27 protein-coding genes and 1 pseudogene are annotated in these 26,443 nt (G+C 67.0%); 19 read left to right on the forward strand and 9 right to left on the reverse strand.

What is annotated here, in order from left to right:
* Positions 1-67: 67 nt before the first annotated feature.
* The 3 genes from fadD17 to AC5Y4T_RS18480 are packed head-to-tail and all read right to left on the reverse strand — an operon-like array spanning position 68 to position 3,893.
* Complete coding sequence (gene fadD17, locus AC5Y4T_RS18470; RefSeq protein WP_499954725.1) at positions 68-1,579, reverse strand: long-chain-fatty-acid--CoA ligase FadD17; 1,512 nt, start codon at positions 1,577-1,579, stop codon at positions 68-70.
* A 5-nt stretch (positions 1,580-1,584) separates the two neighbouring features.
* On the reverse strand, positions 1,585-2,682 hold the full coding sequence (locus AC5Y4T_RS18475; RefSeq protein ID WP_499947494.1) for an acyl-CoA dehydrogenase family protein: 1,098 nt from the start codon (positions 2,680-2,682) through the stop codon (positions 1,585-1,587).
* A gap of 29 nt (positions 2,683-2,711) precedes the next feature.
* Entirely contained in the window at positions 2,712-3,893 is a 1,182-nt protein-coding gene (locus tag AC5Y4T_RS18480) for an acyl-CoA dehydrogenase (protein ID WP_499916858.1), read from the reverse strand.
* Between the two features lie 212 nt (positions 3,894-4,105).
* Here AC5Y4T_RS18480 and AC5Y4T_RS18485 point away from each other — a divergent pair, with 212 nt between their 5' ends.
* The 12 genes and pseudogenes from AC5Y4T_RS18485 (at position 4,106) to AC5Y4T_RS18540 (ending at position 16,033) form a co-directional block, all read left to right on the forward strand.
* On the forward strand, positions 4,106-4,297 hold the full coding sequence (locus tag AC5Y4T_RS18485; protein ID WP_499916856.1) for a ferredoxin: 192 nt from the start codon (positions 4,106-4,108) through the stop codon (positions 4,295-4,297).
* A 111-nt stretch (positions 4,298-4,408) separates the two neighbouring features.
* Positions 4,409-5,314: pseudogene (locus AC5Y4T_RS18490) on the forward strand (3-oxoacyl-ACP reductase); the annotation flags it as partial.
* A gap of 236 nt (positions 5,315-5,550) precedes the next feature.
* The gene (locus tag AC5Y4T_RS18495) at positions 5,551-6,315 is read left to right on the forward strand and encodes an MlaE family ABC transporter permease (protein ID WP_007772499.1); all 765 of its coding nucleotides are present in this window, start codon (positions 5,551-5,553) and stop codon (positions 6,313-6,315) included.
* Positions 6,316-6,334: 19 nt separating this feature from the next.
* Complete coding sequence (locus AC5Y4T_RS18500) at positions 6,335-7,177, forward strand: MlaE family ABC transporter permease (protein WP_067355945.1); 843 nt, start codon at positions 6,335-6,337, stop codon at positions 7,175-7,177.
* A gap of 20 nt (positions 7,178-7,197) precedes the next feature.
* Positions 7,198-8,400, forward strand: coding sequence for an MCE family protein (locus AC5Y4T_RS18505; RefSeq protein WP_499916853.1), 1,203 nt, complete (start codon positions 7,198-7,200; stop codon positions 8,398-8,400).
* Positions 8,400-9,452 carry a virulence factor Mce family protein gene (locus tag AC5Y4T_RS18510; protein ID WP_499916851.1) on the forward strand — a complete coding sequence of 351 codons (1,053 nt, stop codon included), beginning with the start codon at positions 8,400-8,402 and terminating at the stop codon, positions 9,450-9,452. The genes AC5Y4T_RS18505 and AC5Y4T_RS18510 overlap by 1 nt, the downstream gene beginning before the upstream one ends.
* Positions 9,442-10,509: a virulence factor Mce family protein gene (locus AC5Y4T_RS18515; protein WP_499916849.1), complete on the forward strand. Its 1,068-nt coding sequence runs from the start codon at positions 9,442-9,444 to the stop codon at positions 10,507-10,509. Before AC5Y4T_RS18510 ends, AC5Y4T_RS18515 begins: the two co-directional genes overlap by 11 nt.
* Entirely contained in the window at positions 10,506-11,945 is a 1,440-nt protein-coding gene (locus AC5Y4T_RS18520) for a virulence factor Mce family protein (protein ID WP_499954728.1), read from the forward strand. Before AC5Y4T_RS18515 ends, AC5Y4T_RS18520 begins: the two co-directional genes overlap by 4 nt.
* Entirely contained in the window at positions 11,942-13,096 is a 1,155-nt protein-coding gene (locus AC5Y4T_RS18525; RefSeq protein WP_499954730.1) for an MCE family protein, read from the forward strand. The genes AC5Y4T_RS18520 and AC5Y4T_RS18525 overlap by 4 nt, the downstream gene beginning before the upstream one ends.
* Positions 13,097-13,110: 14 nt before the next feature.
* Positions 13,111-14,835 carry a virulence factor Mce family protein gene (locus AC5Y4T_RS18530; protein ID WP_499916843.1) on the forward strand — a complete coding sequence of 575 codons (1,725 nt, stop codon included), beginning with the start codon at positions 13,111-13,113 and terminating at the stop codon, positions 14,833-14,835.
* Complete coding sequence (locus AC5Y4T_RS18535; RefSeq protein WP_499954732.1) at positions 14,835-15,542, forward strand: Rv1363c family protein; 708 nt, start codon at positions 14,835-14,837, stop codon at positions 15,540-15,542. Before AC5Y4T_RS18530 ends, AC5Y4T_RS18535 begins: the two co-directional genes overlap by 1 nt.
* Positions 15,542-16,033, forward strand: coding sequence for an Rv1363c family protein (locus AC5Y4T_RS18540; protein WP_499954734.1), 492 nt, complete (start codon positions 15,542-15,544; stop codon positions 16,031-16,033). The genes AC5Y4T_RS18535 and AC5Y4T_RS18540 overlap by 1 nt, the downstream gene beginning before the upstream one ends.
* A 16-nt stretch (positions 16,034-16,049) precedes the next feature.
* Here AC5Y4T_RS18540 and AC5Y4T_RS18545 read toward each other — a convergent pair whose 3' ends face one another.
* The 3 genes from AC5Y4T_RS18545 to AC5Y4T_RS18555 form a co-directional block, all read right to left on the reverse strand.
* The gene (locus AC5Y4T_RS18545) at positions 16,050-16,628 is read right to left on the reverse strand and encodes a hypothetical protein (RefSeq protein ID WP_499954736.1); all 579 of its coding nucleotides are present in this window, start codon (positions 16,626-16,628) and stop codon (positions 16,050-16,052) included.
* An 85-nt stretch (positions 16,629-16,713) separates the two neighbouring features.
* Positions 16,714-18,195, reverse strand: a complete 1,482-nt coding sequence (locus AC5Y4T_RS18550; protein WP_499954738.1) for an alpha,alpha-trehalose-phosphate synthase (UDP-forming) — start codon at positions 18,193-18,195, stop codon at positions 16,714-16,716.
* Complete coding sequence (locus AC5Y4T_RS18555) at positions 18,196-18,360, reverse strand: hypothetical protein (protein WP_007772513.1); 165 nt, start codon at positions 18,358-18,360, stop codon at positions 18,196-18,198.
* A gap of 150 nt (positions 18,361-18,510) precedes the next feature.
* On the opposite strand from AC5Y4T_RS18555, the gene AC5Y4T_RS18560 reads away from it, so the two are divergent.
* The 5 genes from AC5Y4T_RS18560 to AC5Y4T_RS18580 all read left to right on the forward strand — a co-directional run bounded on the left by AC5Y4T_RS18560 (position 18,511) and on the right by AC5Y4T_RS18580 (position 22,767).
* Positions 18,511-19,209 (forward strand): ABC transporter ATP-binding protein, encoded by a 699-nt coding sequence (locus AC5Y4T_RS18560; protein WP_499954740.1) that lies wholly within the window; start codon positions 18,511-18,513, stop codon positions 19,207-19,209.
* Positions 19,206-19,997, forward strand: a complete 792-nt coding sequence (locus tag AC5Y4T_RS18565) for an ABC transporter permease (protein WP_499947496.1) — start codon at positions 19,206-19,208, stop codon at positions 19,995-19,997. The genes AC5Y4T_RS18560 and AC5Y4T_RS18565 overlap by 4 nt, the downstream gene beginning before the upstream one ends.
* A 92-nt stretch (positions 19,998-20,089) precedes the next feature.
* Entirely contained in the window at positions 20,090-21,025 is a 936-nt protein-coding gene (locus tag AC5Y4T_RS18570) for an enoyl-CoA hydratase (protein WP_499916830.1), read from the forward strand.
* 101 nt (positions 21,026-21,126) lie between these two features.
* Positions 21,127-21,960, forward strand: coding sequence for an SDR family oxidoreductase (locus tag AC5Y4T_RS18575; protein ID WP_499947497.1), 834 nt, complete (start codon positions 21,127-21,129; stop codon positions 21,958-21,960).
* A gap of 15 nt (positions 21,961-21,975) precedes the next feature.
* Positions 21,976-22,767 (forward strand): SDR family NAD(P)-dependent oxidoreductase, encoded by a 792-nt coding sequence (locus AC5Y4T_RS18580; protein WP_499954742.1) that lies wholly within the window; start codon positions 21,976-21,978, stop codon positions 22,765-22,767.
* Positions 22,768-22,800: 33 nt separating this feature from the next.
* Here AC5Y4T_RS18580 and AC5Y4T_RS18585 read toward each other — a convergent pair whose 3' ends face one another.
* Together AC5Y4T_RS18585 and AC5Y4T_RS18590 are read right to left on the reverse strand one after the other, a co-directional pair.
* Complete coding sequence (locus AC5Y4T_RS18585; protein WP_499916826.1) at positions 22,801-24,363, reverse strand: LCP family protein; 1,563 nt, start codon at positions 24,361-24,363, stop codon at positions 22,801-22,803.
* Positions 24,364-24,686: 323 nt separating this feature from the next.
* A complete protein-coding gene (locus tag AC5Y4T_RS18590) occupies positions 24,687-24,941 on the reverse strand; it encodes a hypothetical protein (RefSeq protein WP_499916825.1) in 255 nt (84 codons plus the stop codon).
* A 139-nt stretch (positions 24,942-25,080) separates the two neighbouring features.
* On the opposite strand from AC5Y4T_RS18590, the gene AC5Y4T_RS18595 reads away from it, so the two are divergent.
* Positions 25,081-25,269, forward strand: coding sequence for a hypothetical protein (locus AC5Y4T_RS18595; RefSeq protein WP_499954744.1), 189 nt, complete (start codon positions 25,081-25,083; stop codon positions 25,267-25,269).
* A gap of 22 nt (positions 25,270-25,291) precedes the next feature.
* The gene (locus tag AC5Y4T_RS18600; RefSeq protein WP_499916824.1) at positions 25,292-25,468 is read left to right on the forward strand and encodes a hypothetical protein; all 177 of its coding nucleotides are present in this window, start codon (positions 25,292-25,294) and stop codon (positions 25,466-25,468) included.
* Between the two features lie 16 nt (positions 25,469-25,484).
* On the opposite strand, the gene AC5Y4T_RS18605 is transcribed toward AC5Y4T_RS18600, so the two are convergent.
* A partial coding sequence (locus tag AC5Y4T_RS18605) for an amidase (protein ID WP_499954746.1) occupies positions 25,485-26,443 on the reverse strand: 959 nt, incomplete at its 5' end.

Genomic DNA, 26,443 nt, shown 5'->3' on the forward strand with positions numbered 1-26,443 from the left:
CACGGCCGAGCCGGCGACGACTTCGCGGGTTTTCATCAAGCGCTGAGTTTACTGCTCGCGTGGCAAGTCAACGGCGGATCTTGCACACCGGGTCGCCGCACTCGACACCCTGAGCGGCCAGCTGCCGCTTGAGCACTTTGAAGGTCGCCGTCCGCGGGAGTTCGGCGCAGATCCGCACGTACGACGGCCACTGCTTGGGCCCTAGATCCGTTTGCTCATCCAGGAAGGCACGGAATTTCTCGTCCTCGAACTCGGCGCCTGGCGCCAGCACCAACGCGGCCATCACCTGGTCGCCGACTACCGGGTCCGGCACCGGGTACACCGCGGCCTCGGTGACGTCGGGGTGGCGCAGCAACACCCGTTCAATCGGGGCCGCGCCGAGGTTCTCACCGTCGACGCGCAGCCAATCACCCAGCCGCCCAGCGAAGTACGCGTAGCCGGCGTCGTCGCGGTAGGCCAGGTCACCGCTGTGGTACACGCCGCCGGCCATCCGCTCGGCCTCGGCCGTGACGTCGTTGTAGTAGCCCTCGAAACGGCCCGGTCCCGCGGTGTTGACCAGTTCGCCGACCACACCCGGCGGGCAAGACGAGCCGGTGTCGGGATCGACGATGTCGATGCCGTCGGGAAGCGGGCCCAGTGAACCGGCCGGCGTATCGGGCGTGCGCGCGATGGCCACGCCGCCTTCGGTGGAGCCGAACCCGTCCTGCACCACACACCCGAACCTGCGCCCGAAGCGCTCGATGTCTTCGGGCACGCCCTCATTGCCGTAGACCGCGCGCAGCGGGTTGTCGGCATCGTCGGGCTGCTCCGGCGTGGCGAGCACATACGACAGGGGCTTGCCCACGTAGTTCGCATAGGTGGCACCGTAGCGACGGACATCGACGATGAAGTTCGAGGCGGAAAACTTGCGCCGCAACGCCATTGAGCCCTGGCAGGCCGCCGCGACGGCCCAACCTACCAGCACCGCGTTGGAATGAAACAGCGGCATCGACACGTAGCAGACGTCGTCGCGCCCGAGGCCGAAACGCTGCGTCATCGTCACACCCGCGATCGCGACCTTGCCGTGGCTGCACTTGACCGCCTTCGGCTCGCCACTGGTGCCCGACGTGAAGATCAACATGAAAAGATCCGCCGGCGAGGCCGCCTGAAAAGAGATCGGCGCGTCGCGGTGCGCCGCGACCTCGTCGGCCCACTCGGGCGAGTCGGCGTTCAGGTGCTCGATGTCGCCCAGCGTCTCAGACGATTTCGAGTCGGCCAGCACCAATTGGCAGTCGGCGCGGGCGATGTCGCGGCGCAGCGCATCGCCGCGGCGCACCGGGTTGAGCCCGACCGGCACGATCCCCGACATTCCCGCCGCCACCAGCATCGCCGAGAAGAAGGGGGTGTTCTCTAGCAGCACGCCGACATGCGGCGGCCGGCTGGGGTCGAGCCGCGCGCGCAACGTCGCGGCGATCGCGGCACCGTGCTGCAGGTGATCGCGCCAGCTGGTGAACGCGTCCTCGAAGTGGATGCCGCGATCGTCGATCTCGGTCAGCGGCGCCAGCAGCTTGGTGACGGTCAGGTCGTCGGTGAGTTCCATTGCGCCTAAGCGGGCGTCTCGGCCAGCTCCCGGCCGATCCGGCGCAGCTGGCCGGTGGCGCCGCCGAGGGCGAACTCGATCTCCTTGGCGGCCAAGAAGTAGCGGTGCGCGGGGTGATCGGTGTCGACGCCGACGCCGCCGTGCACGTGCACGATGGTGTGCGCCACCCGGTGTCCGGCGTCCGCCGCCCAGAACGCCGCACTCGCGACGTCGACCTCGGCCGGGATGTCCTCCGAGACCCGCCAGGCCGCCTGCGTCAGCGTGAGCCGCAGACCTTTGACGTCGATGTAGCCGTCGGCCAGTCGCTGCGACACCGCCTGGAAGCTGCCGATCGGGCGGTCGAACTGTTCGCGCTCGCGCGCGTACTCGGCCGTCATCTGCAGGCCGCGCTCGAGCACTCCGAGCTGGAAAGCGCTGCGGCCCAACGTGCCCAGCGTGCCAAGCCACGTCACGACCTCGGCGCCGCCGACCTTGCGGCTCTCGTCCACCTGGGTCCCTTCCAGCGCGAGGTGCCCGACGCTGCCCAGGCCCGTGGTTTCCAGCGCGGTCACCGTGACGCCGGGATCGTCGGCGGCGACCAGGAAAACCGCGGTGCCGGAATCCGTTTCGGCGGGAACCAGGAACGCGTCGGCGACCGGGCCGAAGCCGACCTGGGTGCGGGTTCCGGTCAGCCGATAGCCGGCGCCGGAACCGGCCGCCTGCACGGGACCCTCGCCCATCTCGCCGTCGAGGGCGACGGCCAGCGTCTTCTCGCCGTTGACCGCGGGCACCCCCCAGCTCTGTTGCAGCTCTTCGGAGCCGAACCGGGCCAGCGCTCCGGCGCCGAGCACCACCGACTCCAGGTAGGGCACCGCGGCCAGCTGGCGTCCCAGCGCGACCAGGATCGCGATCTGCTCGAGCGCCCCGAAGCCGTCGCCGCCCAGCGACGAGGCCGACGCGCTGGACAGGATGCCCGCGTCGATCAGCTTGCGCCACAGGTCGCGGTCGAACCGTTGATCGAGCCCGTCGAGCTCACGCTGGTGTTCGGGTGTGCAAACCGAGTCCACGATGGTGTCGACCAGGTTGCCCAGGTCGTTGGCCGCTTCGGTGGTGGTGAAATCCATGAACGTCCGTCCTTCTATTACGTAGCGGCTCAGCGGTTTCGGGGCAGACCGAGGGCGACCATGCCGATGATGTCGCGCTGCACCTCGTTGGTGCCGCCGCCGAAGGTGAGGATCAGGCAGGCCCGGTGCATCCGCTCGACCCGTCCGCGCAGCAACGCACCCGGCGAATTCTGGCGCACCGTCGCGGCGGTGCCGAGCACCTCCATCAGCAGCCGGTAGGCCTCGGTGGCCAGCTCGGTGCCGTACACCTTGGCCGCCGACGCGTCGGCCGGGTTCAGCGCTTCACTGGACGCCGAGGCCAGCTCCCAGTTGATCAGCTTGAGCACCTCGGCCTTGGCGTGCACGCGGGCCAGGTTGAGCTGCACCCACTCGGAATCGATCAGCCGGGCGCCGCCGGCGTCCTTGGTGTTCTGCGCCCATTCGCGGACCTCACGCAGGGCCAGGAAGATCGGTTGCGGCGAGACGAGCGCGACCCGCTCGTGGTTGAGCTGGTTGGTCACCAGTTTCCAGCCGCCGTTCTCCTCGCCGACCAGGTTGGTGACCGGGACGCGCACATCGGAGTAATAGGTGGCGCTGGTGTCCACGCCGGCCATGGTGTGCACCGGCGTCCAGGAGAAGCCCTCGGCGGTGGTCGGCACGGTCAGCATCGAAATGCCGCGGTGCTTCTTGGCCTCGGGGTTGGTGCGCACCGCCAGCCACACCCAGTCCGCGTAGGCGATCAGGCTGGTCCACATCTTCTGGCCGTTGATGACGTAGTCGTCACCGTCGCGTACCGCGGTGGTGCGCAAGTTCGCCAGGTCGGTGCCGGCGCCGGGCTCGGAGTAGCCGATGGAGAAGTGCAATTCGCCGGCGGCGATCTTGGGCAGGAAGAACTTCTTCTGTTCCTCGGTGCCGAACGCCATGATGGTCGGCGCCACGCTGTTGATGGTCAGGAACGGCACCGGCACACCGGCGATGGCGGCCTCGTCGGTGAAGATCAGCGAGTCCATCGGGGAGCGGTCCTGGCCGCCGTATTCCTTGGGCCAGTTCAGGGTGAGCCACCCGTCCTTGCCCATCTGCGCGACGGTGTCGCGGTACGCGGTGCCGGTGCCGACCTCGCCGCCCCCTGAAGAGGTCAGCGCCTCCCGGCGCTCGGGGGTCATCAGCTCGGTGAAGTACGACCGCAGCTCGCGACGCAGGTCCTCTTGCTCCGGGGTGTAACTGATACGCATTTCGGCCGTCCTCGAAGTTAACGACGTTCGGAGTAGCAAGCCTCATCACAGGCTGCAGCTCGACCAACGGCTACCCGTTCGCCTCCCCGGTTGTAACACGTTCTAGTCTGGGAATCCAGCGACCGTTTCCCCAGCGGTGTCGGGGTCCTATGGTGGACCTACATGCTGATGAGGCGAGTCCTGCGGTGATGGCCAGGTTCAAGGAGGGTGCTGTGCGGGTGATCGTGGACCGTGACCGGTGCGAAGGTAACGCAGTGTGCCTGGGAATTGCCCCAGATATCTTCGACCTGGACGACGAGGATTACGCAGTGGTGAAGCTCGACCCGATTCCCGCCGATCAGGAGCAACTGGCCGAGCAGGCGATCGCCGAATGCCCGCGCGCGGCACTTCAGCGCGCCGACTAATCCGAGCCCAGAGCGCGGAACCGAGAAACTAGAGGTATTCATAAATTGACTAGGCCTTATGACCCGGCTTCTTCTCAGACCGCTGCACGGTCTGCATCGTCGCCGGGCGCCAGCACGAACGCTACCGATCTGTCCGGAAAGGTCGCGGTGGTGACCGGTGCGGCCGCGGGCCTGGGACGCGCCGAGGCGCTCGGCCTGGCGCGCCAGGGCGCAACCGTCGTCGTCAACGACATCGCCGCGGCGCTGGATGCCTCCGACGTCATCGACGAGATCAACTCGGCCGGTTCGAAGGCCGTCGCCGTGGCCGGCGATATCAGCGAACGCGCCACCGCCGACGAGTTGGTTGCTCAGGCCGACTCGTTGGGTGGCCTCGACATCGTGATCAACAACGCCGGGATCACCCGCGACCGGATGCTGTTCAACATGTCCGACGAGGAGTGGGATCTCGTCATCGCGGTGCACCTGCGCGGTCACTTCCTGCTGACCCGCAACGCGGCGACCTACTGGCGTTCCAAGGCCAAGGACTCCGGCGGCCGGATCTTCGGGCGCATCGTCAACACCGCTTCGGAGGCCGGGCTGGTCGGGCCGGTCGGGCAGGCGAACTACGGTGCCGCCAAGGCGGGCATCATTTCGCTGACCCTGACGGCCGCACGGGCGCTGGGCCGCTACGGGGTATGCGCCAACGCCATCTGCCCCCGCGCGCGCACCGCGATGACGGCCGACGTGTTCGGCGACGCACCGGAGGTGGAAGCCGGCGGTGTCGACCCGTTGTCACCCGAGCACGTGGTGAATCTGGTGACGTTCCTGTCGTCCCCGGCGGCCGCCGAGGTGAACGGTCAGGTGTTCATCGTCTACGGTCCACAGGTGACATTGGTGGCCGCACCTACCGCGGAGCGCAAATTCGTCGCCGATGGTGGCGCCTGGGACCCTGCGCAGCTGAGCTCGACGCTGCAGGATTACTTTGCTGGCCGTGATCCTGAGCACAATTTTTCCGCTGGCGCGCTGATGGAGCAATAACGCCGGAAACCTGGTCGAAAGCGCCAAATCGCCAGGTAGAACGTGTGTCAGTTTGACACGTGCCAAGTGCTTCTGACCTGGCAAATTAACAGTTCAGATACGGAAATGCTGTTCATTGACATGGTGAACTTGTTCTGGGTTAATATGATCCGGCTCACACCGAGCCCCGTGGGACAGTAGCCGACGCAAAGGCCAGACATAGACTTCGCCGAGACCAAACCGAGGGGGGAACCGCGTTGAGGGAACAACTTGCGGTTCCCGCCCGCGCCGTCGGCGGATTTTTCGAAATGATGTTGGATACCGGCCGAGCGGCTTTCCGCCGGCCGTTTCAGTTCGGTGAGTTCCTCGACCAGACCTGGATGATCGCGCGGGTGTCGCTGGTCCCCACGCTGCTGGTATCCATCCCGTTCACCGTCCTGGTGGCCTTCACCCTCAACATCCTGCTCCGCGAGATCGGCGCCGCCGACCTGTCCGGCGCTGGGACGGCGTTCGGAACCATCACCCAGCTGGGTCCGGTGGTGACGGTGCTCGTCGTGGCCGGTGCCGGCGCCACCGCGATCTGTGCCGACCTCGGCGCCCGCACCATCCGCGAGGAGATCGACGCGATGCGGGTGCTCGGCATCGACCCGATCCAGCGACTGGTCGTGCCGCGCGTGCTGGCCTCCACGGTGGTGGCGCTGCTGCTCAACGGATTGGTGTGCGCCATCGGCCTTTCCGGTGGCTATGTGTTCTCCGTCTTTCTGCAGGGCGTCAATCCCGGCGCGTTCATCAACGGATTGACCGTGCTTACCGGGCTGCGCGAGCTGGTGCTCGCCGAAGTCAAGGCGCTGCTGTTCGGCGTGATGGCCGGCATGGTGGGCTGCTACCGGGGCCTGACCGTCAAGGGCGGGCCCAAAGGCGTCGGTAACGCGGTCAACGAAACCGTGGTCTACGCCTTCATCTGTCTGTTCGTGATCAATGTGGTGATGACCGCCATCGGCGTGCGAATCTCGGCGAAGTGATGGGACGGGTAAGCACGCAATGAGTTACGACATCACGTACCGGCTGCGCAATATCGCCTCCCGGCTCCAGGACCCGGTCGATGACTTCGGCGAGCAGGCGTTGTTCTACGGCCAGACGATGCGATATGTCCCCAATGCGCTCACCCGCTACCGCAAGGAGACCGTCCGACTGATCGCCGAGATGACGATGGGCGCGGGAGCTCTGGTCATGATCGGCGGCACGGTCGGTGTGGCCGCCTTCTTGACCCTGGCCTCCGGCGGTGTCATTGCCGTGCAGGGGTATTCGTCGCTGGGCAACATCGGCATCGAGGCGCTGACCGGATTCCTGTCGGCGTTCCTCAACGTGCGGGTGGTCGCGCCGGTGATCGCCGGTATCGCGCTGGCCGCCACCATCGGTGCCGGCGCCACCGCCCAACTGGGTGCCATGCGGGTGTCCGAGGAGATCGATGCCGTCGAATGCATGGCGGTGCACTCGGTGTCCTATCTGGTGTCGACCCGCCTGATTGCGGGCCTCATCGCGATCATCCCGCTGTACTCGCTGTCGGTGCTGGCCGCGTTCTTCGCCGCCCGCTTCACCACGGTGTACATCAACGGGCAGTCAAAAGGCCTCTACGACCACTACTTCAATACGTTCCTGATCCCGTCCGACCTGTTGTGGTCGTTTTTGCAGGCCATCGTGATGTCCATCGCGGTCATGCTCGTCCACACCTATTACGGCTACAACGCCCACGGCGGCCCGGTGGGAGTCGGGATCGCGGTCGGCCAGGCCGTGCGGACTTCGCTGATCGTGGTGGTCGTCATCACGTTGTTCATCTCGCTCGCTGTGTATGGGGCGTCCGGTAACTTCAACCTCTCCGGATAAGAGGACCGCTCACAAGGGACATGGCAGACACAGACGCGCGACGCTCAACCGTCCGGCTGGCAGCAGCGGTGCTGGCCGGTCTCTTGGTGGCTTTCGTTGTGCTGACCTATCTTTCCTACACAGCGGCCTTCGCATCGATCGACACCGTCACGGTGTCGGCGCCGCGGGCCGGCCTGGTGATGGAGAAGGGCGCCAAGGTCAAATACCGCGGTATCCAGATCGGCAAGGTCGAAACGATCGACTATTCCGGTGACCAGGCGCGGCTGACGCTGGGCATCAACAGCGACGACATGCATTTCATCCCATCCAATGCGACAGTGCGCCTCGCGGGTAACACCATCTTCGGTGCCAAGGCGGTGGAATTCATTCCGCCGCAGGCGCCTTCGCCGACGTCCCTGCGTCCGGACGCGCACGTGGCGGCATCCTCGGTGCAGCTGGAAGTCAACACCTTGTTCCAGTCGTTGATGGACCTGCTGCACAAGGTCGATCCGGTCGAACTCAACGGCACGCTGAGCGCGTTCGCGGAAGGCCTGCGCGGCCACGGCGACGACCTGGGTGGCATCCTGTCGGGCTTGAATACGCTGACGCGCCAGGCGAATCCGAAGCTGCCCGCGCTGCAGGAGGACTTCCGCAAGGCCGGGGTCGTGGCCAACGTGTACGCCGACGCCGCGCCGGACCTGACGACCGTGGTCGACAACCTGCCGACGATCGACAAGACGGTCGTGGACCAGCAGAAGAATCTCGACAGCACGCTGTTGGCCACCATCGGGCTGTCGAACAACGCCTATGAAACCCTGGCTCCGGCCGAACAGGACTTCATCGACACCATCAACCGGCTGCGGGCCCCGCTGAAGGTGGCCGCCGACTACTCACCGGAATTCGGCTGCCTGTTCGCCGGGATCGAGCGCGGTATCAAAGAATTCGCCCCGCTGCTCGGTGTCCGCAAGGCCGGCCTGTTCACGTCGTCGAGCTTCGTGCTGGGCGCGCCGGCGTACGTATATCCGGAATCGCTGCCGATCGTCAACGCCTCCGGCGGCCCGAACTGCCGTGGGCTGCCGGACATCCCGACCAAGCAGACGGGCGGATCGTTCTTCCGTTCCCCGTTCCTGGTGACCGACAACGCGAACATCCCCTACGAGCCCTTCACCGAGCTGCAGTTCGACGCGCCGTCCACGCTGCAGTTCTTGTTCCACGGTGCCTTCGCGGAACGGGACGACTTCTGATGGCCGCCTCGGGAATGCCGTCGCACCGCGAGATGATCATCAAGGTCAGCATCTTCGCGGTGGCCATGCTGCTGGTGTCCGCGGGGCTGGTGGTGGTCTTCGGTGATTTCCGCTTCGGACCCGAAAGTACCTACCACGCAACGTTTACCAACGTGTCACGGCTGAAATCCGGCCAGAAGGTGCGCATCGCCGGGGTCCCGGTCGGCGCGGTGTCGGGCATCAAGCTCAACCCGGACAACACCATCGACGTGAAGTTCGGAGTCGACAAGCGCTACACGCTGTATTCGTCCACGCGCGCGGTGATCCGCTACGAAAACCTGGTCGGCGACCGATTCCTGGAGATCACGTCGGGCCCCGGGGAACTGCGGAAGTTGCCTGCCGGCGGGACGATCAACAGCCAACACACCCAGCCCGCACTGGATCTCGACGCGCTGCTGGGCGGACTGCGACCGGTGCTCAAGGGTCTTGACGCCGACAAGGTCAACACCATCAGCGGCGCCGTCATTCAGTTGCTGCAAGGCCAGGGCGGGGCGTTGTCGAACGTGCTGGCCGACACCAGCGCGTTCTCCTCGGCGCTGGGTCAGCGCGACCAGCTCATCGGCGACGTGATCAACAACCTCAACACGGTGCTGACCACCGTGGACCAACGCAGCGCACAGTTCTCGGCCAGCGTCGACCAGCTTCAGCAACTGATCACCGGGCTCGCCCAGCATAAGGACGACATCGCCGGTGCCATCCCGCCGCTGGCGTCGACCACGACGGATCTGACGGAGCTGCTGAAGAATTCGCGCCGTCCGCTGCAGGGCATCCTGGAGAACACCCGCCCACTGGCCACCGAACTGGACAACCGCAAGGCCGAGGTGAACAACGACGTCGAGCAGCTCGGCGAGGACTATCTGCGGCTGGCCGCATTGGGTGCCTACGGATCGTTCTTCAACATCTACTTCTGCTCCGTGACGATCAAGATCAACGGCCCGGCCGGTAGCGACATCCTGCTGCCGCTCGGTGGCCAGGTGGATCCCAGCAAGGGGAGGTGCTCTTTTGCCAAGTAACGCAAGGCAGGGCGAGCGCGATCCACTGCGCACCGGCATCTTCGGCGTGGTGCTGGTGGTGTGTGTCGTGCTCATTGCGTTCGGCTACGCCGGATTACCGTTCTGGCCGCAGGGCAAAATCTACGACGCCTACTTCAGCGACGCCGGCGGCATCAATCCCGGCAACGCCGTGTACGTTTCGGGCTTCAAGGTCGGCAAGGTCACCTCGGTGGGCCTGGCCGGCGACAGCGCCAAGATCAGCTTCAGCGTCGACCGCCACGTCGCCGTCGGTGACCAGTCGCTGGCCGCGATCCGGACCGACACCATCCTCGGTGAGCGTTCCATCTCGGTGACCCCGGCCGGTGGCGGCAAGGCGACCACCATCCCGCTCAGCCGCACGACGACCCCGTACACGCTCGCCGGCGCGCTCGAGGACCTGGGGCAGAACGCCAACAACCTGGACAAGCCGCAGTTCGAGAAGGCGTTGAACGTGCTGACCGACACGCTGCACGACGCCAACCCGCAGCTGCGCGGCGCGCTGGACGGCGTGACCTCGCTGTCGCGCACCCTGGACCGCCGCGACGAGGCGCTGCAAAGCCTGCTGGCGCACGCGAAATCGGTCACCGGCGTGTTGTCGCAGCGCGCCGACCAGGTCAACAAACTGGTCGATGACGGCAACGAGTTGTTCGCCGCCCTCGACGAACGACGGGGCGCCCTGGAGCAGCTGATCTCCGGAATCCGGGGCCTCTCGGCGCAGATCTCCGGCTTCGTCGCCGATAACCGCAAGGAATTCGGTCCGGCGCTGAACAAGCTCAACGACGTGCTGTCCAACCTCAACGAGCGCCGCGACTACATCGCCGAGGCCCTCAAGCGGCTGCCCACCTACGCCACCGAGCTGGGTGAGGTGGTTGGTTCGGGACCCGGGTTCAACGTCAACGTCTACGGCGTGATCCCGGCGCCGTTGCTTGCCACCATGTTCGACTTCTTCTACCAGCCGGGCAAGATGCCGGCCAGCCTCGCCGATTACCTGCGTGGGTTGATTCAGGAACGCTGGATCATCAGGCCGAAGTCACCGTGACGCAGCGGATCCTCGGCAGCAGGGGGCTGCGCTACGCCACCATCATCGCGCTCGTCGCGGTGCTGGTGGGTGGCGTGTATGTGCTTACCTCGCAAGCGAATAACCGCAAGATCGTCGGCTACTTCGCCTCCGCGGTCGGGCTGTATCCCGGTGACCAAGTGCGGGTGCTCGGCGTCCCCATCGGCACCATCGACACGATCGAACCGCGGCCGTCCGACGTCAAGATCACCATGTCGGTGAGTAAGGACGTGAAGATCCCGAAGGACGCCAAGGCGATCATCATCTCGCCGAACCTGGTGGCGGCCCGCTTCATTCAGCTGACACCCGCGTACACCGGCGGACCGGCGATGGCCGACGGCGCGAGCATCGGCCCGGACCGCACCGCGGTCCCGGTGGAGTGGGACGAGGTCAAGGAATCGCTGACGCAACTGGCCGTGCAACTGGGCCCCACGGCCGGATCGATGCAGGGTCCGTTGGGCGCGGCGATCAACCAGGCCGCGGACACCTTCGACGGCAAGGGCGAGTCGTTCCACAACGCCTTGCGCGAGCTTTCGCAAGCCGCTGGGCGGCTGGGCGATTCGCGCGGCGACATCTTCGGCACCGTGAAGAATCTGCAGGTACTCGTCAACGCGCTATCGTCCAGCAACGAACAGATCGTCCAGTTCGCCGGGAACGTCGCCTCGGTGTCACAGGTGCTCGCCGACAGCTCGCGCCACCTCGACACCACGCTGGGCACCCTGAACGTGGCGCTGTCCGACATCCGGGGTTTCCTGCACGAGAACAACTCGACGATCGTCGACACGGTCAACAACCTCAACGATTTCGCGAAGACGTTGAGCGACCAGAGCGACAACATCGAGCAGGTGCTGCACGTGGCGGGCCCGGGTATCGCCAACTTCTACAACATCTATGACCCCGCACAGGGCACACTGAACGGCCTGTTGTCGATACCGGAGTTCGCCAACCCCGTGCAGTTCATCTGCGGTGGATCCTTCGAGACCGCCGCCGGGCCACGGGCACCCGACTACTTCAAGCGCGCTGAACTCTGCCGTGAGCGGCTGGGGCCGGTGCTGCGCCGGCTCACCGCGAACTACCCGCCGCTGATGTTCCACCCGCTGAACACGATCACGGCGTACAAGGGCCAGATCATCTACGACACCCCCGAAACGCAGGCCAAGGCTGCCACCCCGGTACCCCAGCTGACCTGGGTTCCGGCGAAGGGCGCCCAGACGCAGCCGGCCGCGCAGAACCCGGCGGATCTGCAGGCCCTGCTGGTACCGACGGCCCCGCAGGCCGGCCCCGCGCCGGGCCAATCGGCGCCGGGCGCCGCTCCGGCGCCGGGGCCAGCGCCCGGAAGCGCCTTCGGCCCGCTGCCGGGGCCGGCGCCGGGCCAGGCGCCCAACGGGCCCGCGGCCGACCTGGGCGGTGGCGGATGAACCGAATGTCGTTGCGCGTCGGCGTATTGGCGTCGGGCGCCATGTTGCTGGCCGGCTGCCAATTCAGCGGGCTGAACTCGCTGGCGATGCCCGGCACCGCCGGCCACGGTAGCGGCGCCTATTCGATCACCGTCGAACTGCCCGATGTCGCGACCCTGCCGCAGAACTCTCCGGTCATGGTGGACGATGTCACGGTCGGCAGCGTCGCCGGCATTTCGGCCGAACAGCGCGCCGACGGATCGTTCTATGCGGCAGTGAAACTGGCGCTCGACAAGAATGTCGTGCTGCCCGCCAACTCGACCGCGACGGTCGCCCAGACGTCGCTGCTCGGTTCCATGCACATCGACCTGGCGCGCCCGAAGGACAAGCCGGCCGTGGGCAAGCTGAAGGACGGGTCGAAGATCGCGGAGGCCAACACCGGTCGCTATCCCACCACCGAGGAGGTGCTCTCGGCGCTCGGCGTGGTGGTGAACAAGGGCAATGTCGGTGCCCTGGAAGAGATCACCGATGAGACCTATCGCGCGGTCGCCGGCCGGCAGGACCAGTTCGTCGACCTGGTTCCCCGGCTCGCGGAACTGACCTCGGGACTCAACCGTCAGGTCAACGACATCATCGATGCCGTCGACGGATTGAACCGATTCTCGGCGAGCCTGGCGCACGACAAGGACAACCTCGGCCGGGCGCTCGACACGCTGCCCGAGGCGATTCGCGTGCTGAACAAGAACCGCGACCACATCGTGGAGGCCTTCGGCGCGCTGCACAAACTGGCGAATGTCACCTCGAACATCCTGGCAAAGACCAAGGTGGACTTCGCCGCCGACATGAAGGACCTCTACTCGGCGGTCAAGGCGCTGAACGACAACCGCAAGAACTTCGTCACCTCGCTCCAGTTGTTGCTGACGTTCCCGTTCCCCAACTTCGGCATCAAGCAGGCCGTGCGTGGCGACTACCTCAACGTGTTCACCACCTTCGACCTCACCCTGCGCCGCCTCGGTGAAACCTTCTTCACGACGGCCTATTTCGACCCGAACATGGCCCACATGAACGAGATCCTCAACCCGCCGGACTTCTTGACCGGCGAGATGGCCAACCTGTCCGGACAGGCCGCGGATCCGTTCAAGATTCCGCCCGGCACGGCTTCAGGACAGTAGGGGGCGGGAAGCACATGCACGACAGACTGACCAAGATCCAGCTGGCGATCTTCGCGGTGATCACTGCCATCACCCTGACCGTGATGGCCATCTTCTATCTGCGGTTGCCCGCGACGTTCGGCATCGGAACCTATGGCGTGAGCGCCGATTTCGTCGCCGGCGGCGGCCTGTACAAGAACGCCAACGTCACCTACCGCGGCGTGGCCGTCGGCCGCGTCGAGTCGGTGGGCCTGAGCCCCAACGGCGTCATCGCCGGCATGCGGCTGAACAGTGGCACCGCCATCCCGTCGAACGTCACCGCGACGGTCAAGAGTGTGTCGGCGGTCGGCGAGCAGTACATCGACCTGGTGCCGCCCGGGTCGCCTGCAACCAGCAAGCTGCACAACGGATCTCGCATCGAGCGGCAGAACACCCGGATCGGCCGCGACGTCGCCGAGCTGCTGAAGCGCTCGGAAACCTTGGTCAACAGCCTGGGCGACACCCGGTTGCGTGAGCTGCTGCACGAGACGTTCATCGCGGCCAACGGCTCAGGTCCGGAGCTGGCCCGGCTCTTCGAGTCCGCCCGGCTGCTGGTGGACGAGGCCAACGCCAACTATCCGCAGGTCTCGCAGTTGATCGATCAGGCCGGCCCGTTCCTGCAGGCGCAGATTCGTGCCGGCGGTGACATCAAGTCGCTGTCCGACGGGTTGGCGCGGTTCACCTCCGAGGTGCGTCAAGCCGACCCGCAGCTCCGCGACACCCTGGCGACCGCGCCCGGCGCCACCGACGAGGCCAGCACCGCGTTCTCGGGCATCCGCCCCTCCTTCCCGGCCCTGGCCGCCAGCCTGGCCAACCTCGGCCGGGTCGGCGTCATCTACCACAAGTCGATCGAGCAACTGCTGGTCGTCTTGCCGGCGCTGTTCGCCGCGATCACCACCGCAGCGGGCGGTGGGCCGCAGGACGAAGGCGCCAAGCTGGACTTCAAGCTCGACCTCAACGACCCGCCGCCGTGCGCCGTCGGCTTCCTGCCGCCGCCGCTGATGCGCACCCCGGCCGACGAGACGGTGCGCGAGCTGCCGAGGGACATGTACTGCAAGACGGCGCAGAACGATCCGAGCACCGTGCGCGGCGCGCGCAACTATCCGTGCCAGGAATTCCCCGGAAAGCGCGCCCCGACGATCCAGCTGTGTCGCGACCCGAAGGGCTTTGTGCCGATCGGCCGCAACCCGTGGCGCGGGCCGCCGGTGCCGTACGACACGCCGGTGACCAACGGCTTGAACGTCTTGCCGCCCAACCACTTCCCGTACATCCCGCCCGGCGCCGAGCCCGACCCGGGCACGCCCATCGTCGGGCCGCCGCCCCCGGGCGTGACGCCCGGGCCGGGGCCGTTGCCGAACAAACAGCCGGCATTCGACCCGCCGCCGCCCAACAACAACGGGCCGCCACCGCCGTTCACGTCCTGGCAGCCGCCCGGGGTTCCCCCCGTGCCGCCCCAGCTTCCGTACCCGAAGTGGCTGCCCCCGCCCCCGGCACCGGAGGGCATCAGCCCGCCGCCGGCCGGCCCCGGACCGGAGAAGCCGTGGGGGCCGCCGCCCGGCGGACAACCGCAGGCCAGCGGACCTGCCTACGCCACGTATGACCAGAAGACCGGCGCGTTTATCGATCCGGCCGGCGGCACTGGTATCTTCGCGGCCGGCGCAACTGGCACCTCAGGCGCCGAGAACTGGGTGGACCTCATGCTTGATCCAAGGCCGATGTAATGGACCCTGCCGTGGCAGACGAACCGGCAACCACGCCGCGCGTTCGTCGACGGGCTTCGCGTGCGGCAGGTCCGGCCAAGGGCGGGCCGGCGCAGGACGCGACGGTCCAGACCGAGGCGCCCACCGCGCCGAAGCAGTCGGCGAAACCCGTCCGGGCCTTGAAGTCCATCAAGCCGCCGCCACGTCGGCAGCCGCATCGTGTCCTGGTCGGCTGGATCTCGTTCGCGGCGGCGGTGTTGGCGATCGGGGCGCTGGCCGCCGGCCTGGCATACATGTGGACCCAGCAGCGTCACGCCACCGCGGCGCAGGCGCGCGAACAGCGTTTCGTCGACACCGCCACCCAGACGGTGGTCAACATGTTCAGCTACAAGCAGGACAACATCGACGAGAGCGTGAACCGCTTCGTCAACGGCACCAGCGGTCCGCTGCGCGGCATGCTCGGTGCGAACAACAATGTCGAGAACCTCAAGGGGCTGTTCCGCTCGACCAATGCGACGTCGGAGGCCGTCATCAACGGCGCGGCGCTGGAAGGCGTTGACACCGTTACCGATAACGCGTCGGTGCTGGTGTCGGTGCGCGTCACCGTCGCCGACATCGACGGGGTGAACAAGCCGTCGATGCCGTATCGCTTGCGCGTCATCGTGCACGAAGACGATGCCGGGAAGATGACCGGCTACGACTTGAAATATCCAGACGGGGGTAATTGATGCGATGGCGGCGCCGGCTGCTGGTCATCGCGGGTTACCTCGTGGCCGTGGCGTTCGTCGGGCTGTCGGCGGTGGCCGGCTGGATGTACTGGGACCGGGTGCAGACTCGCGGCGAACAGGCGGCGCGCGCCGTGCTGCCTGGGTTGGCGGCCAAGGAGATTCCCGAGGTCTTCGCGTACGACTACCAGACCGTCGAGCGGAGCCTGTCGGCGGCGTATCCGTTGTTGACCCCCGACTACCGCGCAGAGTTCCAGAAGAGCGCCAACAACCAGATCATCCCCGAGGCCAAGAAGCGCGAAGTGGTGGTGCAGGCCAATGTCGTTGGCGTGGGGGTCATGTCGGCCAAACGGGAATCGGCATCGGTGATGGTCTTCATGAACCGGACCGTGACGGACAAGTCACGCCAGCCGTTGTATGACGGCAGCCGGTTGCGGGTGGACTTCAAGAAGGTCGGCAAGCAATGGCTGATCGCCTACATCACGCCGATCTAGGCCCGACGGGTCGAGGTCAGTAGCACATCGCAATGCCATTGCAGTACAACGGATAACGATTGATCGGGCTGGGTGGCGGACCGACCATCGTCAGCGAGAACGGTTCCTTCTTCATGCCCGGCTGCAAGCCGCACACGGCGCCGTGCATGGTGGTGTGGGTGCCGCTCATCGTTTCGTCGCTGAATGCGAAGGTTTCCGTGGTGGGTCCGGTGCCACCGCCCGGGCATGCGACACCGTCGGCCTTGTCGACCTTGAAAGTCCATAGCATGCTGGACATCCGGGCCCGGCCGCTGAAGTTCTGCAGCTTGTCCGCGGCGCTGATCTGCTCGGGGGTCGAACTCACGATGTTCAGCGCGCAGTTCATCGCGAACACGATCGGGTCGTTGTAGTCGTTCATGTTCCGGGTGCCCGAGGGCTGATCGCAAAGCGCCGAGATGGTCCAGGTAACCCCGGACACGCCCGCCTCGTTGAAGTTGTAGGTGCCGTCCGCCGGCGGTCCGACCGCTTTCGCCGGTTCACCGGATTGCAGCGCGATTCCCGCCGCGATCGCCGTGCAGATGCCGGCACCGGCGGCCATCCCGTGACGGAGCTTCATGTGATTCCCTCTCCTTCACGCTCGACGCTGCATCTGAGTATCACAGCGTTTGGGCGCCAACACCATGGGTTCTTGCGTGTGCGGGCTAATCGGCGGCATGGGGCCGGGATTCGGCGAGCGCATCGAGGAACGAGCGCGCCCAGCGGTCGACGTCGTGAGCGAGAACTTGGCGGCGCAGTGACCGCATCCGGCGGCGCCCGTCTTCGGCGGATTGGTTCAGCGCGGCCTCGATCGTGTCCTTGACGCCTTCGGTGTCGTGCGGGTTGACCAGATACGCCTGCCGGAGTTCGGCTGCGGCGCCGGTGAATTCGGACAGGACGAGCGCACCGCCGAGATCGCTGCGGCAGGCGACATACTCCTTGGCCACCAGGTTCATCCCGTCGCGCAGCGGGGTGACGAGCATGACGTTGGCGGCGACGAAGAACGCGATGAGTTCGTCGCGCGGGACCGGGCGGTGCAGGTAGTGCACCACCGGATGCCCGACTTCGCCGTACTCCCCGTTGATGTGGCCGACCTGGCGTTCGATGTCGTTGCGCAGGTGCTGATAACTGTCCACCCGTTCGCGGCTTGGTGTCGCGAGCTGTATCAGCACCGTGTCGTCGCGTTTGGCGCGGCCTTCGGCGAGCAACTCCGAAAAGGCCTTCAGCCGAACGTCGATGCCCTTGGTGTAATCGAGCCGGTCGACGCCGAGCAGCACCTTGCGGGGGTTGCCCAGCTCGGCCCGGATCTCGCGGGCGCGCCGCTTGATGTCGCGATGACGGGCCGCCTGGTCGAGGGAACTGGAGTCGATGGAGATGGGGAAGGCGCCCACCCGGACCACCCGGGACTCGAGTTCCACCTCGCCGTACCGTGAGCGCACTCCCACCGCTCCGCGTGAGGTGTTGGCCCCGGTCAGCCGTCGGGCCAGGAACAGGAAGTTCTGTGCACCGCCGGGCAAATGGAATCCGACCAGGTCGGCTCCGAGCAGCCCCTCGACGATCTCGGTCCGCCAGGGCATCTGCATGAACAGCTCGACCGGCGGGAAGGGGATGTGCAGGAAGAAACCGATGGTCAGGTCGGGCCGCAGTTCGCGCAGCATTTTGGGGACCAGCTGCAGCTGGTAGTCCTGCACCCAGACCGTCGCGCCTTTCGCGGCGGCGCGCGAGGTGGCTTCGGCGAAGCGGCGGTTGACGGCGACGTAGCGTTCCCACCATTCGCGGTGGTAGATCGGCTTGACGATGACGTCGTGATACAGCGGCCACAGGGTGGCGTTCGAGAAACCCTCGTAGTATTCGGCGACGTCGTCGGCGCTCAGCTTGACCGGTCGAAGCTCCAGGTCTTCCTGGACGATGGGCTCGGCATCCTGGTCGGTGTCCTCGTCGATGGTTCCAGGCCAGCCGACCCACGCCCCACGCTGGCGACGCAGCAGCGGCTCGAGGGCGGTGACCAGTCCCCCGGGGCTGCGTTTCCACGCGGTGCTGCCGTCGGGCAGGCGCTCCTGGTCCACCGGCAGGCGGTTGGCGACTACGACGAAGTCGGAATTCCCGAAATCGGCTGCCTTCGAGCTTCGCCCTCCCCCGGGAGACATTTACGCGTCGAGTTTCGCAGGTCCAATACCCAGCATGGACAGAAAGACCCGGCATTCGTCGGCGTCGTTGGCGTACGCCGCGACGACCCGCCTGGCCTGGCTCGCAGTGTCGTCGGCCACCGGCTCGACATCGCCGATTTCGCCGGGATCAGATTTTGTAGGCATGACTTAACTGTAGGCGACGCGGATGACCGGTCGCAGGCCGTCTCACCAGCTAACGGGCTCTAGGAGCGGTTATGGCTGGTTTGCACGGATTCGCCGCGCCGCTCGCGAAGAGACCATGGACTGCGCGCCCCGGTGATGCACCATAAGCAGGTGGTCGATCAGGACGCCGATAGCGACAGGGTGTTCGAGTTTTTCGATGTCGTCGTGGAGCGCCAGGGCGTGCGCGCTCTCGACGGGCTGACCGCCGCCATTCCGGGTCACGGTGTGACGGCCGTGTGTGGACCGTCGGGCGCCGGCAAATCGACCCTGCTTCGGCTGTGCAACCGGCTGGAGCTGCCGACGAGTGGGCGGGCCTCGTTCTACGGGTCGGACATCACCGGCCTCGACCCGCTGTCGCTGCGCCGCCGGGTGGGCATGTGCTTTCAGCGTCCGACTCCCTTTCCCGGCACGGTCGCCGACAACCTGCGGGCCGCCGACCCGGACGCGACCGACGCGCGGATGCGGGAGACGCTGGCTCGGGTGGCGCTGACGGGGTCGTGGTTGGGGCGTGACGTGGCCGAGCTCTCGGGCGGCGAAGCGCAACGCGTGTGCCTGGCTCGCACCCTGATGGCGCGGCCGCAGGTGCTGCTGCTGGACGAACCCACCTCCGCGGTCGACACCGAGGCCGCCGAGGTCATCGAGCGCGCGGTGCGCGAACTGGCCGCCGACGGGACCCCGGTCCTGTGGGTCACCCATAACGTGGCGCAGGTGCGACGCGCGGCCGACCGGGTCTTGCGCCTGGAGTTCGGCCGCAGCGTGGGGCTGGGCCCCGTCGCCGCCAATCCCGGCGATGGCTCGGTCGCGTCATGAACGGTCCGGTCGGCTGGGTGGGCCTGGCGACGTCGCTGGTCCTGGTGGCCTTCGCGGCCGGGATTTCGCTGTGGCGGCGACTGGGTTTGGAGCGGCAGCTGCTGTGGGCCGCGGCCCGCGCGCTGGTGCAGCTGCTGCTCGTGGGCGGGGCGCTGACGCTGCTGTTCGAACCGGGCCGGTCGCTGTGGTGGTCGTGGGCCTGGGTTGCCGGGATGGTGGCCTACGCCGGGGATGTCGCCCGCCGCCGGGCGCCGGAGGTGCCGCGCTTTGCGCCGCTGGCCGTGGCCGCGTTCGCCGGCGCGGCGCTGGTGACGCTGGGGGTGATCTTCGGCCTGCGGGTGTTCCCGCTGCAGGGCCGCACCCTGGTGCCGATCGCCGGGATGATGATCGGCAACTCGATGACCGCCATGGTGCTGGTGGCTCGGCGGCTGGTCGACGAGCTGCGCGACAAGCGCGACGAGGTCGAAGCCCGCCTCGCGCTGGGTCAGCCGTCGCGGCAGGCCGCGTCACCGTATCTGCGAATCGCCTTGCGCTCGGCCATATCTCCGCAGATCGAGACGACCAAGGCCACCGGCCTGGTGTTCCTGCCGGGCGCGATGACCGGTCTCATCCTCGCGGGGGTGCCGCCGTTGCAGGCCGTGCTGGTGCAGGCCGTGGTGATGTTCTTGATCCTGGGTTCGGTTGCCGCCACCACCGTGGTCGTCGCGATGGGCATCGTCCGGCTGGTGTTCACCCGCGACCACCGCCTGCTGCCGCTGCCCCGGCGGCCCGAGAGCGCCGGACGGTAGGCCCGTCGGCCGATCACCCCAGCGCGGACCCGGTTACACACTGGCCGTAATGTGTAAACAAGGCCAATTCAACGACGAACGAGGTGGGCGGAATGACAGTCTCCGAGCAAGCCGACACCGGCGCGGCCGACGCCAACTCTCCGGAGCTGGTGGCCTACGAGACCCTCGATGAGGGCCGCATCGCCCGGATTTGGCTGAACCGGCCCGACGCCCACAACGCGCAGAGTCGGCTCCTGCTGGTCCAGCTCGACGAGGCATTCGGCCGGGCCGAGGCCGACGACACGGTTCGCGTGGTGATCCTGGCGGCGCGCGGCAGAAACTTCTCCGCCGGCCACGACCTGGGTTCCGAGCAGGCCCTGGCCGAGCGCGCACCGGGGCCGGGGCAGCATCCCAGCTTCCGCTCGCGCGGGGCCACGCTCGAGCCGATCATGGAGAAGCTGTACCACCAGGAGTGGCACTACTTCTTCGAAAACACTTGCCGTTGGCGCGATCTGCGCAAGATCACCATCGCCCAGGTGCAGGGGAACGCGATATCGGCCGGCTTGATGCTGATCTGGGCGTGCGACCTCATCGTCGCGGCCGACAACGCAAAGTTCAGCGACGTCGTCGCGGTCCGGCTGGGAATGCCGGGTGTCGAATACTACGCCCACCCTTGGGAATTCGGACCACGAAAAGCCAAAGAGCTTCTGCTGACCGGGGATTCGATCGACGCGGACGAGGCGCACCGACTGGGTATGGTGTCCAAGGTTTTCGCTGTAGACGAATTAGAGGAGAAGACACTCGAATTCGCGCGACGCATCGCCGAACGGCCCACGATGGCGTCGCTGCTCATCAAGGATTCGGTCAACGCCGCCTCCGACGCGATGGGCTACACCGAGGCGCTGCGGCACGCGTTCCACGTGCACCTGCTGGGGCATGCCCACTGGGCGGCGTTCAACGAGAACCGTTGGCCGGTTGGCCAGCCCCCGCACGTCGAGGACTGGCGTAACGCGAAGCCGACGAAGCTGGCGCGCCGCGACACGCCGTAGCGCCGCGCCGCAAAAGCCTAACGAGACCGGGGGTAGCGATATTCGCCCCGAGCGGACATGCTTCTATAGCTAGAACTTGTTCCAGTTTGAAAGGGCCTCGCGTGCAGCTGTCTTTCGAAGACCGGACATATCTGATCACCGGCGGCGGTAGCGGGATCGGCAAGGGCGTGGCCGCCGGGCTGGTCGCGGGCGGGGCCTCGGTCATGATCGTCGGCCGCAACGCTGATCGCCTTGCGGCGGCCGTGAAGGAGATCGAGGCGCTCCCCGGGAGCGGCTCGATCCGCTACGAGCCCGCCGATGTCACCAATGAGGACGAGGTGGTCCGTGCGGTGGACGCCGCGACGGCCTGGCGCGGCCGGCTGCATGGCGCGGTGCACTGCGCGGGCGGCTCGCTGACCGTCGGCCCGATCACCCACACCGACTCGGAGGCGTGGCGAAACACCGTCGACCTCAACGTCAACGGCACCATGTACGTCCTCAAGCATGTGAGCCGCGAGTTGGTGCGGGGCGGTGGCGGCTCGTTCGTCGGGATCTCGTCGATCGCGGCCAGCAACACCCACCGCTGGTTCGGGCCCTACGGGGTCACCAAGTCGGCGATCGACCACATGATGATGCTGGCCGCCGACGAGCTCGGCCCGTCGTGGGTGCGGGTCAACAGCATTCGACCGGGTTTGATCCGGACCGATCTGGTCGACGCGAGCGTGATCCAGTCACCCGAGATCAGCGGCGACTACGCACTCTGCACGCCGCTGCCGCGGGTCGGCGAGGTCGAGGACGTCGCCAACCTGGCGATGTTCCTGCTCAGCGACGCCGCAACCTGGATCACCGGCCAGTGCATCAACGTCGACGGCGGACACATGCTGCGCCGCGGCCCGGACTACTCGTCGATGATGGAACAGATGTACGGCGCCGACGCGCTGCGCGGAGTGGTCTGAGCCGGGAGGATCGCTGTGAAAAGGCTTGAGGGCAAGCGGATCCTGGTGACGGGCGCCGCGTCGGGCATCGGCCAGGCCGCCGCGCTGCGCCTGCTCGACGAGGGTGCCGCCGTCGCGGCCTCGGACGTCGCCGCCGACGGCTTGGACCGCACCCGTGCGCAGGCCGACGAGGCCGGCACCGCCGACCGGCTCACCACCATGCCGATGGATGTCGGCAACGAGGAGTCGGTGATCGACGGCGTGCGCCTGGCGGTCGAGCAGTTGGGTGGGCTCGACTCGCTGGTGAACGCCGCCGGCATCCTGCGGGCCGCGCACACCCACGAGACCAGCCTCGACCTCTGGAACCAGATCGTCGGCGTGAACCTGACCGGCACCTTCCTGGTGGTCCGAGAGGCGCTACCGTCCCTGCTGGCGAATCCGCGCAGCGCGATCGTGAACTTCAGCTCGACGTCGGCCTCGTTCGCCCACCCATACATGGCCGCCTACGCCGCGAGCAAGGGCGGCATCCAGGCGTTCACCCACTCGCTGGCGCTCGAATATGCCAAGCAGGGTCTGCGCGCGGCATGCGTGGCGCCGGGCAGCATCAAGTCCGGGATCACCGACGCCACCGGCGGCTACATTCCGAAGGACGCCGACTGGTCGCTGTTTCCCCGGCTGATGCCGATCCTGCCGACGACGGTGGAGTCAAGCGGTGCCGGCATGGCCGAGCCCGGCGCGATCGCCGGCGTCATCGCCATGCTGGTGTCCGAGGACGGCGCGTGGATCACCGGTACCGAGATCCGGATCGACGGCGGCACCCACGCCTGACGGTGGCGACCCGCCGCGGTTGCGATCGCCTGGTCAGTTGACGCACGGGACGCCGCCGCCGTCGATCGGCTTCCCCTGATCGGGCGTCGGATAGGTCGTGGTCGTCCCGTTGTAGTAGTAACTCTTGGCCTTGGCCGACGTCGTGCTGGAGCTGGTGCTCGTGGTGTCGTCCATCTGGGTCTCGTCGGCGGTGGGCATCGAGAAACTGGTGTCCACGGTCAGCCGGATGTGTCCGGCCGCGACGCCGGGACTCGGCTGTTTGGGCGCGTCCACGCCGAGCATGCCGGCCAGGCTGAGCGCATCGGTCTGGGCACCCGCGCCGTACTCCACCGTCGTGGTGGTCGGGTCGCCCGATTCGCGGTCGCGCACCTGGCCCGGCGTGAAGCCCTTCTTTTTCAGCGCGCGCGAGACCTGGGTGGCCAGACCACTCATGGCGCCGGAGTTGACCACGTCGACGACGGTGGACGGATCGGGTTTGACGGCGGTGGTGCTCGGCGCGGTCGTCGGCGTGTCGGCGCCGATCGCCGCGGCCACCTCGGCCTTGATCGCCGCCGGGTCGACGATGTTGACGTCCTGGCCGTCGATGTTGTCGTAGCGCACCACCGGCAGGGTCCGGAACTCGACGTTGCCGCCGGCCAGCCCGCCGAGCCGCTGGATCATGTCGTCGTTCCAGCCCGCCGAGAGCACCACGTCTTTGCGCGCCACCGCCATGAGGTTCTTCAGCTTGTCGATGTTGGTGAAGGTGCCCGCGGCCTGCAGCTCCTGCATGACCGAAGAGATGAACGCCTGCTGCCGGTGGGTGCGGTCCAGGTCGCCGTTGTCCAGGCCGTGCCGCTGCCTGACGAACGACAGCGCCTCGGACGCGTCCAGCCGTTGCCGGCCGGCGGGGAAGTCCGCGCCCGAATACTCGTCGTAGACGGGGTGGTTCAGGCATACATCGACGCCGCCGAGAGTCTGTGCCAGATCGAAGAAACCGGCCAGATTGATCTCGGCGAAGTAGTCGATGGGAACGCCGGTCAGGTTTCGCACCGCGCGCAGCGTCGCCGCCCGGCCGGCCTCGCGGCCCTTGGTCTCCAGTTCCTTCTGCGTGCTGTCGCCCTGGCTGGCCAGCTTTTGGGCGACGTATTGTTTGGTCAGCCCGTACGCCTCTTTGATCTTGATGTGGTTGTAACCCGGGACGCCCGTGAAAGGCACCCAGTCGTCGCGGGGGATCGAGAAGGCGACGACTTTGTTGTCGGCGCTGACGTGCACCAGGATCATCGTGTTGGTGTTGTAGCCACCGTCGTCGGAATCGCCGGCGTGCAGATGCTTCAGGATCGAGTTGGGCAGGTCGTTGCCGTCCTGGTCTTTACGCGAATCCAGCCCGATCAGCAGGATGTTCATGTTGTCGCCGCTGGAACGCGGATCGTCGGGCAGCAGGGCGTTCGACACGGTGATACCGCCCAGCGCGCCATGCGCCACGTAGTACCCCGCCCCGGTGAGCCCCACGGCGGCAACGGAGACGAGCGCGCCCAGGGTGCGCGTCAGCCCCTTGCGGAAACGGGAGGGTTGACGGACGGCTCGATGACGACGATGTGCGCCGCCCGAGCGGGCCATCACAAACCTCTGCCCACGCCCAGCGCATCACCAGGCACCACAACGGTGCCCTGCGGCGATGTCGCTTCAAGCATGGTGACAAGTATGCGTTAGCTTGCTGTGAAGCCTCCAATCGAGAGCACCCGTCACAGGCTCTCCGCAGGCGCGTTTGTCGAGCCGACCAGGAGCGATTCGCGCTCGTCCCATCGGCTCTACCAGCAGGTTCAGCGCGGCCGCCGCCGCGACGGTCTCCTGCGGGTCTCGGGCCGGTCACGTCGCCGCCCGGATCGAGCCGAACTTGTTACCCAGCGGATGCGGCGCCGGAGACCGCCACCGCTCCGTCGCTACCGGGCTTTGACCAGGTCCTCGCCCGCGCTGTAAAAGAGCGCGATGTTGGTGCCGGTGACGATTTCCGCGAGGTAGACGCCGACGGGTTCGATCTCGTAGTAGTAGCGGACGTTGCCGTCGTTATCCAGCGTCGACGCACAGGCAAAGTCCGGCGCACCGCAGCGCTGCTTGACGGGTGCGGCGAGGACGGCAAGCAGTACGACGACGGCGGCGCCGACGACCAGCGGTTTCGCTCGCGCCGGATTGACCACGGTTGGAGTGTAAGCGGGGAATCCAGTGGCTTCGGCGCGCGGCCGGGATTCGTCATCGCGGCCGATCGGATACCGCCTCGGGCGTTTGGCTGCCCGGGTACGGCGGGTACGCGGCCATGAGCCGAGCGAAGGACTGAGCATGATCGACACACGCCTCAGGCCGTCTCCGGCGGGGCGGCCGGCAGATTCGGAGCCGGTGCAACCGGGCAGTCCCGGCGAGACGCCGGAGCGGCTGACGCCGACGGAAACGCCCGAACGGGTCACGCCGGCAGAACCGCCCGAGCGCTTGACGCCGTCCGAACCACCCGAGCGCCAGGCGCCGGAGTAGCCAACACGATTGGAGAGCAGATATGCGCGCCGAGGAAGGCGACGAAACCGTCAAGGACTACGCGAACGAGGGACGAGAAACCCTCGGCCGCATCAAGGCTTCGCAACACGGGGGTGGTCGCCTCGGCGACATCGCCCGGCGCTTCGCCAGCCTGTGGCGAGGCCAGCGCGGTACCGAAGACGCCGGGCCTACCACGTAAAGCCCTCAACGACAGGCTAATTCGGGTCCGCAGGTGCGGGATGCCGGTGGGCCCAGGGGCGCGCCTCTTCGAGTTGCGCTGCGAGCTGCAGCAGATCGCCGTCTGCGCCGAGCTTTCCGACGAACTGCACACCCAGCGGCAGTCCGGCATCCGTCCAATGCAGCGGCACACTGATCGCCGGGCGGCCGGTGAGGTTCGCCAGCTGCGTATAGGGCACCCAGCCCAGACTCTCCTGGATGAGGTCATCGAGGATTCCGCTGAGCCCCATGAGTTTTCCGGCGTGGACCCGGCTGACCAGGCGGGCCACCCGCTGCAACGGGGCCGACGTCGTCGTCGCACCGACCGCAATCGGTGGGGTGGCCAACGTAGGGGTCAAGAAGAAGTCGTAGCTCGCGTGAAACGCGGCCAGCGACTGGATGTAGTCGTTCCGATTCTCCAGTGCGGAGATCACTGGCAGCACACCGCCCGACCGGCCCAGTTCGGCGATGGCCAAGGTGTCGGCCTCAAAGTCGCTGTCGCGCGCACCGGTTCGCTGTTTGATGTCGGCGACCTGCTGGTGTAGCTGGCCGAACCAGATGGTCAGAAAGTCACGCCCCAGCGCAGCGTCGTCGTACGGCGGCGCGACCTCCTCGACCTGATGGCCGAGCTCGCGAAGAAGCGCCGCGGCGCTTTCGACCGCCGCGACGGCCTCACGGTGCGGCCGAGCGTTGATCGCCGAGCGCGCCGAGTAGCCGATTCTCAGCGTCTGCGGGCGGAGTTTGATCTGTTCGCCAAACGCTTTGTCGGGCAACGCGACTCGGTAGGCTGCGCTCGGGTCGGGTCCGATGATCGCGTCGAGCAGCGCCGCGCTGTCGCGCACGGTGCGCGACACGACTCCCTGGGTCGCCATGCCCAGCAGCTGTTCACCCGTCTGTGGGCCGTAGGGCGCCAACCCCCGGCTGGGCTTGAGGCCGACCAGCCCGTTGCAGGCGGCGG

The sequence above is a fragment of the Mycobacterium sp. NGS11 genome (genome assembly GCF_059813315.1).